This is a genomic window from Psychrobacillus syltrankelensis (assembly GCF_055454035.1).
Window position 1 is genome coordinate 1,002,129 of record NZ_CM144227.1, and the last position, 12,093, is coordinate 1,014,221.

Here is a 12,093-nt window from a genome sequence, read left to right on the forward strand (position 1 = left end):
TTTGAAAATAATGAATTCGATTTCGTACCAATCACCCATCTTTTACTTTTTGTTTATTAGCAAAACCAGCAGGTACTAGCCATGTTTTTAACTGGGTAAGTATCTTCTTCTCGAGTCTTGATACCTGAACTTGAGATATACCTAGCCGTTCTGCTATATCGCTCTGCGTACAGTCTAGGTAATAACGCAAATAAATAATCATTTGTTCTCTTTTTTCTAATTTTTCTACAAGCTCTCTAAGAGGAATATGATCAAAAGATTTTTCTGAACGCTCATCCCTCATTTGATCCATTAATGTTAGAGCATCGCCACTCTCATTTTCATATAGTTGTTCTTGCAAAGATGCTGGATCTCGTAGGGCATCTGTTGCCATTACAATTTCCTCTCTTGAAACTTCTAAAATACTTGCTAGTTCTAAAATGGTTGGTTGGCGTTCATTCGTTTTTAAAAAATCATCCGTAGCATGTCGAATTTTAAAATTGAGTTCACGAATTGATCGACTAATTTTCACCATACCATCATCTCTTAAAAATCGTTGAATTTCTCCTATAATCATTGGAACTGCATACGTAGAAAACTTTACTTCATAACTTAAATCAAATTTGTCAACGGACTTCATGAGCCCAATACAACCAATTTGAAATAAATCTTCTAAATCAGCACCTCTTGATGCAAATCTTTGTACGATGGACCAAACAAGCCTTGTATTACCTTCTATCATTTGTTGTCTAGCGAGTTTATCCCCTTCTTGCGATAATGCAATTAGCTCTCTCATTTTTTCTTGTGTAAGTAAAATTGATGGCTTATTATTCATCATTAGACGATCCTACAAGATTCATGAATTGGTACAAATTTCTTCGTAATAGTTACAGTAGTCCCCCTATTAGGAATAGAATAAATGTCCACATCATCGCTAAAACTTTCCATAATAGTAAAACCCATTCCGGAACGTTCTTCCTCTGGTTTTGAGGTAAACAGAGGTTCTCTTGCTTGATTTACATCTTGAATTCCTCGACCATAGTCAACGATCGAAACAACTATTTCTCTATCTCTTCTTTGTGCATGAATATCAATTTTACCGATTCCATCCTCTTCATAACCATGTACTATTGCATTTGTTACCGCTTCTGATATTACGGTCTTGAATTCTGATAATTCCTCAATGGTTGGATCAATTGCAGCAATAAAGCTAGACATTACCATTCTAGCTAACGCTTCATTCTCACTCTTAGCGATAAAAGATAAAGTAATCTCATTGTCCATAAACAATGCCCCCTAAATTTGACATAATTTCAATTTCTGACTCATTATAAATATACGGGCTTAACCCAGCAAACTGAAAAATTTTCTTCATAGTTGGAGATGGGTTTACAATAATTGTTTGTCCTTCTAATGGTGCCAATTCCCTCATTCTACCAAGAATTAGTCCAATACCTGAGCTATCCATAAAATGTAAGTCTTTTAAATTCCAAACTATTACTTTAATAGAACCATTTTTGATCATTGGTACTATTTCATTACGTATATCATGTGTACCATGATGATCTAATTCACCTTTTAAACGAATAATAATAATTTCTTCCCCGACTTTTTCTACTTCGTGATACATATAATCGCCTCCTCTGATAGCGCAATTCAACATCAATGGCTAAAATTCCTTTTGCTTGACAAAAGTAGAAAAAATCATCGTTTTTTAGTTGATTTTCGACATAAAATTATTCATTCACAGTATGGGAATATAAACATTTTTTTAATCAAAAAATAGGCATCTCGTAAAAGTTTTTATAAACCTTTACAAGATGCCTATTTATTTTAAAATTAGTTTCTCATTACAGTAAGCTTAAGTGTAAGGGAGCCATACTAATCTTCATCAAAATGACTTTTAAGGAAGCTCAATCCTATTGTTTTCCGAAGAGCTCTACAACGGTATCCGATATCAATTTGAAACTAATAGATAAGAAAAACGCAAGCTCCTATGTTTGCCACAACAGGCAAATGGGGAAGGTGTAGGTCTGCAAGATTCACCACATCCTGTGGCAATGCAGACATGACCCGCGTCCTGCGGGCCTAGGAGGCAGCCTCCAGTCACCACAAACGCCTTTGTTTGCGACGAGCTTGCGCAGGAGCAGCTTTTTCACATTGAACTCGAGGGGCAAGGCGCTGGAGTATGGACTGTTACTAACTAGAAAAGCATAAACTCTCTTATTTTTTTAAGAAAAACGCAAACGTCCTTTAAGGGCATCTTGTTTTCACTATTTCCCGAGTGCTTTGGACGATACATCAGCTACACTATTACCGTTAGTGTTATAATCGAGAATCTTGTGGCGGGTGTTTGTCCGTCGCCCTCTTAAAATAGGTAGAGACAAGGTACATAAGGTTTGAATAACGAGAGAATAAATCCTTTCCTATTCTTTTAAAAGCGGACGAGATGCAATTTCGTCCGCTCAGCGCTTCTTTATCAATTCATGCTATCAATTTTTTTAACTTTCACTAGCTACATTTATCTACCCAATGAAAATACAAATAAAGATCAATTACTAATGAGCGGAAAGGCATCACTTATTAACTCCTACCTTTATGCATCTCCGTCCATGCAATCGTTCTAAAAACCACCTGCTGTCTATTTCGGTGAAGCATCATCTTTCATTACGAATTATCCTTTCTTAAAAGGGTTTTTACTAAACTAAGGGGCTTTTGGTGGCTAACCAGTCCTGATAGCGCCTTAAATGGCGAGATCGTAACGACTTGCACATCCCCCGAAAAAGGGGAATAAGCGATTACCGAAAACTAATCCCATACCTACCATCCAATGTAAAATAGGCGCTTCTTTATTCAAGAAAAGCGCCCTTTTATGGAAAACTTGATTTCAAGGTAATTTCAGGATATTAGAGAGATAATGCAACGATTTCTGTTTTAACGGATTATTTTAAACCAGTCGATAATACTTCATACGCTCTTTAATGAATCATTGTCATACCGGGAAAGACCGGAGAAATGTTATCGGCGCATTCGGCCGAATTTCTATACATTTTACGAATCGATGCCACTCCCCCAAAATCGAGGCCTCACTTCAACTGTCCGTCAATCCCTGCCATTGAACCGTTTGATTGCTTCCTCGGTCACTGGCTCGAAGAGGTTAACGAGGTTGCCGTCGGGATCACGGAACAGTATAGCACGGTTCCCCCACGGCATCGTGGTTGGTTCCTTTACCCATTCTTCGATAAACGGCTTCAAACGCTCGTATTCGGCATCGACATCGTGGACTCGGAACTCTATGATGACAGAGTGATTGTCGGCCGCCACTGCTGAACCTTCACCGAACAGTGGCACAGTCTGGGAGTGGCCAATGGCCAAGGTGCACGATGGCACAACGAACTCTGCAAAAACTGGCGCAGGGCGTTGTGCTGAAACACCCATGACTTTCTCATAGAACTTGACAAGACGATCCAAGTCGTCAGTAATGATACGTACAGAAGCAAAATTCATCAGATATCATCCTTCCTATAAACAAATGATACAATATCGTATCATTTCATTTTGTCATAAATTTCCCTGTAATGGTCAGAGTTATTAAAAACCTGAACCGCTTGGTTCTTCAAACATCCTTGTATACCTGGATGCTGATCGATTGATCCATGTAAAATGGATGGGCTGTGAATGCTGATTGGAGTTCTCTCCTTAAACAATGCGAGGCATACTTCGCATTTCCCACTAAACCCCCTTTATGATAACTTATTTCCGATTATAAAATAACGCTACTGACAACAGTATGTCAGTAGCGTTTCAACATTTTTTGGGCTTCTTCCAGGATACGATTTTTGAATGATTCAGGTTCTAAAACAATCACACTTGCTCCCCAGCCAAGCACCCATTGCAGCAATTCGTCCAGCTGATGAACGCGTAAGACCACATGCAATCCATCTTGATGCTCTTCCATCCCCTCAATGTAATGATAGTTAGATTCCTTCACCTTATCTGCGATGTCATGGTTAAATCGGAGAAGCACCCTTAACTTCCGATCATCAGGAGGGGTATACTCCCTTAAGTCGAAATGCGCCGGCAGTTCGAATTGTTCCTCCAGATTAATAATCTGTGTCATTCGGGACAGGCGGAAATGACGAATGTCCTGGCGCATATCACACCGGGCGACAAGCATCCACGATCCCTGAATGAGCACTAATCCATAGGGAGCAGCGGTACGAACACTATGGCGATTCCCCTCGGAATCCGCAATTTTTTTTACATAATGAAAGCAGATCTTTCGCTTGTCTAATATGGCTTGACGGATCTTTTCCAGATATTCCTTTTCTTTGGAGTGCGTGACCTGTCTATCAGAAATGAGCAAACGCATAGTCTTGCTTACTTGAGATGTTTCATTGCGAATATACTTAGGGAGAATGGTCTCTATTTTTTTCCGGGCAGTTTGGGCTCCGACGCGATAACTATCATCAAATTGCTGTTCGATAAAGTCTGTTCCAATCAGCAAGCTCACGGCTTCCGGTACCGTGAAACTAATCGGAGGCAAAAAATAGCCTTCTGTCAGGGAATATCCTGTTCCAGGGGCTCCTATGACCGGTACGCCCGCTTCACTCAACGCTTGAATGTCCCGATAGATGGTCCGCACATTCATTTCAAATAGGGCTGCCAAATCTTCGGCCCGTACAATCTCTTTACGCTGCAGTTCCAGCACGATGGCTAACAAACGGTCTGTTTTGTTCATTGGTTGCCCACCTTCATGTTTATTGCAAAATAATAGTACCACATCTTAATGGAGAAGATGATTTAGTGAATCTGGGGCTGGCATCTATCGGGAATCTCTACAAAATAAGGGCAATGTTTCTGTTGGCGTTATTCCATTAACGGATGTTTTGCTATGGAAAAAATCCAAGTTTTCAAATTATTGTTGCCATTAAAATTTGATATATTATTTAAGACACGAATAAACACTTCTTGCGTAAAGTCCTCCGCGTCATTTTGATCTCCTGAAAAACAAATCAGGAACCTATATACATCCAAATAGTATTGTCTGTAGATTTTACTGATGCTGTCTTCTAAGTTATCTAAATCAATCATGTTTCTCTCCTCTCTTTTATGTATTCAATTATTATTCGTTTGAAACGTCTAAAAGGTTACAAGAAATCTTCACTAAAAACACAGTCTAACTTTTACTCTGCTGTTTTTAATGAATTCATATATCCAAACTAATATCTTTTGTGTCCCACTTAATGCGATATTAGCTAGAAAGTCCTTATTAATTAAAATTACCTGAGTTAATTTCATAAATAGCATGTAATTATTAAAACACGAACAATGATTATTTGTTGATTGGAGCGACAGGCGGCGACTCCAGCGGGAGGCCAACAGGATGTTGGTCACGAAGGCGTTGCCACACGATGTGGCGCTCTTAGCCTTTGTTCCTCTGTGAGACAGATGAGCCATCACAATGCGGCTGTGATGGCTCATCGCTCACCCCGCGGAAAGCGTCCGCCGATAGCGGAAATCATGCTGATCTATGAAGAGTATATGATACATGTTCTAACATTTCATTTAAATAAATATTTTTCGTGTTTTATGCTCTAACTTTGAATTATGAAATTGATTCAGCTGTGTAACTAACTTGTCCATTCACCGAAGAACCTATGTCAAATATTGATACGTTCTTAACAAGTACTTGCATTTAACGGAAAGTGAATGCGTCCTATAAGCGGAAATTTATTGGAATTGCACTTTCTCACTACCTAAAAAATGCCAGAGGGGCGCTAGTATTATCAGCGCCCCTCTGGCATTTAGAAATCACAGTATTGGTGTTGAATTAATCAACACACATGTGCTTTTACATTATTTTTAAGATAGAATTTTTCTTTACAGGTTCAACATCTGTGAAAGTGTAAGCATTTTCGATTAATTGTATCGATTCAGCAACTTCATCTTTATTTGAATACAAAATAGCTAAAGTATCACCTTTTTTAACTTGTTGCCCTGTTAATGCTACTAATTTAACTCCAGCATCGAAATCAAGAATATCTGCTTTTGTTAATCTTCCAGCTCCAATTAATAAAGAAGACTTTCCAATCATTTCAGCATCAATCAACTGAATATAACCATCATTTAATGCTTTAACTTCAATCTGATGCTTCGTATTTTTAGCAACAATATCAGTTGAATCCCCACCTTGAGCAGTAATGAATTCTTTGAATTTATCTAATGCTGCACCATTTGAAAGTGTTTCTAATACTTTTCGTTCTGCTTCTTCATCATTTACTCCAGTTGCTAACTGATACATTTTGGATGAAATAGCTATTGTAACATCTAGTAAACCTTGTTCACTTTCTTTATAGTTACTTAGAAAATCATGTGCTTCTGCAACTTCTAGTTTATTTCCGATATTATGGCCTAATGGTTGATTCATATCAGTAATAACTACTGCTACTTTTCTGCCTAGACTTTCACCAATACTAATCATTGTGGAAGCTAATTCAGAAGCATGTTCTAAATCTTTCATAAATGCCCCTTTACCACATTTAACATCTAAAACAATTCCATCTGCACCACTTGCAATCTTTTTACTCATAATAGATGAAGCGATTAATGGAATTGAGTCCACTGTACCAGTAACATCTCTTAATGCATATAATTTTTTGTCTGCTGGTGTTAAGTTTCCTGATTGCCCTACTATTGCTATTTTATGTTCGTTCACTTGCTTGATAAATTGATCGGATGACAATTCAACATGGAAACCATTTATTGATTCAAGCTTGTCTACTGTACCACCGGTAATGCCTAGTCCTCTTCCACTCATTTTAGCTACCGGAATATTTAAAGATGCTAAAATTGGTGCAACTAGTAAGCTAATTTTGTCTCCAATTCCTCCAGTACTATGTTTATCAACCTTGAAACCTTCGATAGATGATAAATCAATTACATCACCCGAATCAACCATTGCTTTTGTTAACCAAGACGTTTCCTTATCATTCATCCCATTTATTAAGATTGCCATGAGCATGGAACTCATTTGATAGTCTGGAATTTCATCATTTGTATACTTCTTGATCAAATATTGTATTTCATCCTCAGTTAGTGGATTGTTTCTTTTTTTCTTATCAATTAGTTCTAGTGTGTTCATGTAACTACACCTCTTCCAACTTATTATGTTATTTAAGTAAAGATAAAAAACTCTCACCGAATGCTGTTTTAGCTACACCAAAATTCTCGGCAATTGTTGCACCAATATCTGCAAATGTCATACGTAGCGGTAATTCTTTGATATCATTCAATGCAGGAGAGTAAACTGTTAACGGAACAAATTCTCTTGTATGGTCTGTTCCAGGCATTGTAGGGTCGTTTCCATGGTCTGCTGTAATAATCAATAAATCTTCTTCTGTTATCTTTGGTAAAACTTCTGTTAATCGAGCATCAAATTCTTCTAAAGCTTTTCCGTATCCAATTGGATCACGCCGATGTCCAAATGAGGCATCAAAATCTACTAGATTTATAAAGCTAATCCCAGTAAAATCTTTGTCTAATGTGGCAATGAATTTATCCATTCCATCCATGTTATCTTTCGTACGTTCAGTAGAAGTTATTCCTTCTCCATTAAATATGTCATATATTTTGCCCAATGCCATTACATCTAACCCAGCGTCTTGTAATTCATTCATCGCAGTACGACCAAATGGTTTTAGTGCATAGTCATGTCTGTTCGAAGTTCGAACAAAATTTCCTGGTTCTCCTATAAAAGGACGAGCAATAATACGACCTACTAAAAATTCCGGTGAAAGAGTAAGCTCTCTTGCAACTTCACAAATATGATATAGTTCTTCAAGCGGAATTATTTCTTCATGTGCAGCAATTTGCAGTACAGGGTCAGCAGATGTATACACAATTATTGCCCCAGTTTTCATATGTTCTTCGCCAAGTTCATCTAAAATTGCAGTTCCACTTGCTGGTTTATTTCCAATTACTTTTCGACCTATTTTAGTTTCCAATGCAGAAATTAATTCCTCGGGAAAACCTTCAGGATATACTTTAAATGGTTTATCGATATTCAACCCCATCATTTCCCAATGTCCGGTCATCGTGTCCTTACCTACAGAAGCTTCCTGCATTTTTCCAAAGTAAGCAGAAGGTTGTTCTACAGGATCAATCCCTTTAATAGTTTCAATATTGCCTAGCCCTAGTTTTTGCATTTCAGGCATTTTAAGTCCATTCATTTGTTCCGCTATATGTCCTAATGTATACGATCCTACATCCCCAAAGTCTGCCGCATCTGGAGCTTCTCCAATACCAACAGAGTCCATAACAATCACATGAATACGTTTAAATTTGTTCATCTTTTTCCCTCCCACTATTTCCTTCTAGTTTACCAAAAATTTTAATAAAGTACAGGTCAGACCTCTGACATTTTCGAATACTTCAAAATAATTACCATTTTCTACAGACCAATTCTACTTACATTAATCTTAAGCTCTTGGATGAAATTGTTTATAAACTTCTTTTAAACGAGTTTTACTTACATGAGTATAAATTTGTGTAGTAGAAATATCCGCATGACCAAGCATTTCTTGCACTGCTCGCAAATCTGCTCCATTTTCGATTAAATGGGTCGCAAATGAATGACGCAATACGTGGGGTGTAATTTCTTTTTTTATGTCTGCGTTCATAGCATGCATTTTTAGCAGCTTCCATATTCCTTGTCGAGTTAATCTTTTTCCCCTTTGATTTATAAAAATTGCATCTGTCTTCTCACCTATTTTTAGTAATTTGGGTCTAGCCTCATCCATATATTTCTGGCAAGCTTTAATTGCAGCACCACCAAGTGGAATAATACGCTCCTTACCACCTTTACCAAAGCAACGTACGAATCCCATAGTTAAATGTATATCTTCTAAATTTAAATTCAAACATTCACTTATACGCATCCCACTAGCATACATTAGTTCAAACATCGCTAAATCACGAACTCCTTGAGGTTTCGATATATTTATACTAGCTAATAAATTGTTTAACTCCTCTACCGAAAGGAAGTTTGGTAACTTCTGTTCCATCTGAGGAATTTCTAAATGTATAGTTGGATCCTGACGAGTCACTTGTTCTCGCAAAAGGAATTGATGAAAAGAGCGAATGGAGGAAATATGCCTTGCGATGGACCTCGGACTTTTTCCATCCGCTTTTAACTTTCTAAGATGCGCAATAATATGCTGACGATCTACTTCACTTAAACTAGTCAATTGTTGTATGTCAAAGATATGTATTAAATAATCGGTTAAGTCCTTTTTATAAGAAATCAGCGTGTTATCTGCTAATTGTCGTTCAATACGCAAAAAATGCAAATAATCTTCTAACTGAAACAATCCATTTTTCATTTTTAACTACTCCCTATTAAAAAAAGGATAGCAAATAGCTACCCTTCAGTCTGATGACAACGATTTTCAACTTAGTCCCTCGAATGACTGGTACTTTAGTTCAAACGAAGATTTCGTAATTAAAATTTTACTTTGTTTATTTATCTTCCTGGCAACGATGACAAATTCCGTGAAAAGTTAATCGATGGTCTTTAATAATAAAATTCCATTTCCTTTCGACGATAGCCTCTACGTCCTCGAGTAAATCTTCCTGTATTTCATCCACAGCACCGCATTCAATACAAACAAGATGATGATGGAAATGAGCTGCTCCTTCTTGTCTTAAATCATAGCGTGATACGCCATCTCCAAATTGAATTTTATCGACAACATTCAATTCGTTTAATAATTCTAATGTGCGATAAACTGTTGCAAGTCCAATGTCAGGAGATATCTCTCTAACTAGTAAAAATACATCTTCTGCACTTAAATGATCTTCTTCATTTTCAAGCAAAACTCGGACTGTCGCTTCACGCTGTGGCGTCAGTTTATAGCTCGCACCAGATAATTGTTTTTTAATTCGATCAATACGGCTTTCCATGTGACGCCTCCTTAAACTTCTTCTATTATACCAAATAGTGAATTCTTATGACAAGGGATTCACTTAATAATAATTATTAATAAAAACTAATTATTATATAATATAAATGGTAGTATGAAGTATTCTATTATTACGATAATAATATAAAAGGATAGCGCAAACAAATTGACCCGATTTGCTAAGGCAAGAAGCAGAAGACAATATACTAACTGAAAAGGAAACCACCAAAAAACATATGGAAACGTAGAATCCTGTGTTTGAAGCAAATAACTGGAACAAAACCCGTAAAAAGTAATTTTGAAAGCACAGATTATTAAAATGAGTTTTCGTAAATAAGGATGTTGATAAAATAAGAAGAACACAACAGCAATCATTAAATGAGGGAAAATAGTTTCTAGAAACGTAGGTTGTTCTACTAATAGAACACGAGCGTCCAAGAGATGAATAATCCATTGCTGCTGTTCTGCTGTGCTTTTTTCAAATAGAATTAAACCCCCAATAAAGCTAAAAACTAGTACGCATAATGAAATGAAAATAGTATAAGCTTGGTTCAAATTGGAACACCTCCCTATCTATTTTCATCATATGCTTGTACAAAGTTACTTCATGCTTCTTTTAAATAATCTTTTAACCAAAGATAGGCAAAAGCTGTTTTGGCATCATATATTTTATTGTCTTCTATTAAAGTTTTCATTTCTTTTAAAGATACATACAACAATTCAACAAATTCATCTTCATCTAGCAAAGCTTTTTCAGTCATTTTTTCAATATTTTCGGCAAAATAAAGATGAATAATTTCATCTGCAAAACCTGGGGAAGTAGCAAAGGATTGAATATATTGTAGGCTTTTTGTTGTGTACCCTGTCTCCTCTTCTAATTCTCTTCGTGCAGTTACCTCTGGGAGCTCACCTGGTTCTATTTTACCAGCAGGAATTTCTATAATGGAGCGTTCTAATGCCTTTCGATATTGTTCCACTAATATAATCTTCTTGTCTTCTGTAATAGCCATTACAGCCACTGCTCCTGGATGTTTTACAATCTCTCTGTTGCTCGTTTTGCCATTTGGAAGCATAACTTTATCAACTTGCAACGTAATTACTCTTCCTTCGTATTTAAGATCAGATGCAATTGTTTTTTCCTCGAATTTTTTCATATTATATCTTCCTTTCATTTGTAACTGATTAATACACATTGTAACATGTAGAAAAGGACGTGATGAAAATTGAGAAAAAGGCAATTAGGTAAAAGTGATTTATTTGTTTCTGAAATTGGACTTGGCTGTATGTCGCTACCTACCAATCAACAAGATTCCAATGAGATTATACAGTATGCCATAGATAACGGTATTAATTATTTTGATACTGCTGATTTATATGATAAAGGGGAAAATGAAAAGATTGTTGGCAATGCTTTAAAAGATAATCGCAAGGATATTATTCTCGCAACAAAGGTCGGCAATCGTTTGCATGCATCTGGTGAGGGTTGGTCATGGGATCCATCTAAAAAGTGGATAACCTCCGCAGTTCACAAATCTTTGAAACGTCTTCAAACAGATTATATAGATATTTATCAATTACACGGAGGAACAATGGAAGATGATGTCGATGAAGTGATTGATACGATGGAATCTTTGAAAAAAGAAGGGCTAATTCGAGAATATGGCATTTCTTCTATCCGACCAAATGTAATTAAACGATTTATAGAAAATAGCAATGCGGTTTCCGTTATGATGCAATATAGTTTACTTGATAGAAGACCTGAGGAATGGCTTTCATTGTTAGAAAAAAATGATGTATCGTTGTTGAGTCGTGGTACTTTAGCAAAAGGGTTATTAACTTCTGAGGGTACTGATAGAGCCAATAAAACGTCGGAATATTTATCCTATACTAACGAAGAATTAATTTCCGTAATTGAACAGCTGAAATCATTATATACACCTATTACTTCCGTTGCACTTCAGTATGTTTTACAACAAAAAGCGACAGGTTCAATGATTATTGGTGCGAGTAATTCGGAGCAGCTTTTGCAATCAATCGAAGCTTACAACCAACCAGTTTCTGATGATATTCTCCTAAAAGCTAGTGAGATTACAAAGCGGGATGTGTATAAAGAACATCGATTATAAGAAAAACGCAAAAGCCCTTTAAGTGC

Annotated in this window: 13 protein-coding genes; 1 reads left to right on the plus strand and 12 read right to left on the minus strand. The window is 36.6% G+C overall.

The window, feature by feature from the left end; translation table 11 throughout:
- Positions 1 to 31: 31 nt before the first annotated feature.
- From ACTSKG_RS05160 to ACTSKG_RS05215, 12 genes are all read right to left on the minus strand, one after another.
- Positions 32 to 817 (minus strand): SigF/SigG family RNA polymerase sporulation sigma factor, encoded by a 786-nt coding sequence (locus tag ACTSKG_RS05160; protein ID WP_464757073.1) that lies wholly within the window; start codon positions 815 to 817, stop codon positions 32 to 34.
- Positions 817 to 1,263 carry an anti-sigma F factor gene (gene spoIIAB, locus ACTSKG_RS05165; RefSeq protein WP_387580024.1) on the minus strand — a complete coding sequence of 149 codons (447 nt, stop codon included), beginning with the start codon at positions 1,261 to 1,263 and terminating at the stop codon, positions 817 to 819. The genes ACTSKG_RS05160 and spoIIAB overlap by 1 nt, the downstream gene beginning before the upstream one ends.
- A complete protein-coding gene (locus ACTSKG_RS05170) occupies positions 1,253 to 1,609 on the minus strand; it encodes an STAS domain-containing protein (RefSeq protein WP_464757074.1) in 357 nt (118 codons plus the stop codon). The genes spoIIAB and ACTSKG_RS05170 overlap by 11 nt, the downstream gene beginning before the upstream one ends.
- 1,472 nt (positions 1,610 to 3,081) lie before the next feature.
- Complete coding sequence (locus ACTSKG_RS05175; RefSeq protein WP_464757075.1) at positions 3,082 to 3,486, minus strand: VOC family protein; 405 nt, start codon at positions 3,484 to 3,486, stop codon at positions 3,082 to 3,084.
- A gap of 286 nt (positions 3,487 to 3,772) precedes the next feature.
- Positions 3,773 to 4,720: a helix-turn-helix transcriptional regulator gene (locus ACTSKG_RS05180; RefSeq protein WP_464757076.1), complete on the minus strand. Its 948-nt coding sequence runs from the start codon at positions 4,718 to 4,720 to the stop codon at positions 3,773 to 3,775.
- A gap of 128 nt (positions 4,721 to 4,848) precedes the next feature.
- Positions 4,849 to 5,073, minus strand: coding sequence for an RNA polymerase sigma factor (locus tag ACTSKG_RS05185; RefSeq protein ID WP_464757077.1), 225 nt, complete (start codon positions 5,071 to 5,073; stop codon positions 4,849 to 4,851).
- A 760-nt stretch (positions 5,074 to 5,833) separates the two neighbouring features.
- Positions 5,834 to 7,123 (minus strand): thymidine phosphorylase, encoded by a 1,290-nt coding sequence (locus tag ACTSKG_RS05190; RefSeq protein WP_464757078.1) that lies wholly within the window; start codon positions 7,121 to 7,123, stop codon positions 5,834 to 5,836.
- A gap of 28 nt (positions 7,124 to 7,151) precedes the next feature.
- A complete protein-coding gene (deoB, locus tag ACTSKG_RS05195) occupies positions 7,152 to 8,330 on the minus strand; it encodes a phosphopentomutase (protein WP_464757079.1) in 1,179 nt (392 codons plus the stop codon).
- A 129-nt stretch (positions 8,331 to 8,459) separates the two neighbouring features.
- Positions 8,460 to 9,362 (minus strand): site-specific tyrosine recombinase XerD, encoded by a 903-nt coding sequence (gene xerD / locus ACTSKG_RS05200; RefSeq protein WP_464757080.1) that lies wholly within the window; start codon positions 9,360 to 9,362, stop codon positions 8,460 to 8,462.
- Positions 9,363 to 9,498: 136 nt separating this feature from the next.
- Positions 9,499 to 9,942, minus strand: coding sequence for a ferric iron uptake transcriptional regulator (gene fur / locus ACTSKG_RS05205; protein ID WP_387580012.1), 444 nt, complete (start codon positions 9,940 to 9,942; stop codon positions 9,499 to 9,501).
- An 86-nt stretch (positions 9,943 to 10,028) separates the two neighbouring features.
- On the minus strand, positions 10,029 to 10,496 hold the full coding sequence (locus ACTSKG_RS05210; protein WP_464757081.1) for a hypothetical protein: 468 nt from the start codon (positions 10,494 to 10,496) through the stop codon (positions 10,029 to 10,031).
- 50 nt (positions 10,497 to 10,546) lie between these two features.
- The gene (locus ACTSKG_RS05215) at positions 10,547 to 11,095 is read right to left on the minus strand and encodes an NUDIX hydrolase (protein ID WP_464757082.1); all 549 of its coding nucleotides are present in this window, start codon (positions 11,093 to 11,095) and stop codon (positions 10,547 to 10,549) included.
- A 69-nt stretch (positions 11,096 to 11,164) separates the two neighbouring features.
- Between ACTSKG_RS05215 and ACTSKG_RS05220 the strand changes: the two genes are divergently transcribed.
- On the plus strand, positions 11,165 to 12,067 hold the full coding sequence (locus ACTSKG_RS05220) for an aldo/keto reductase (protein ID WP_464757083.1): 903 nt from the start codon (positions 11,165 to 11,167) through the stop codon (positions 12,065 to 12,067).
- Positions 12,068 to 12,093: the final 26 nt, after the last annotated feature.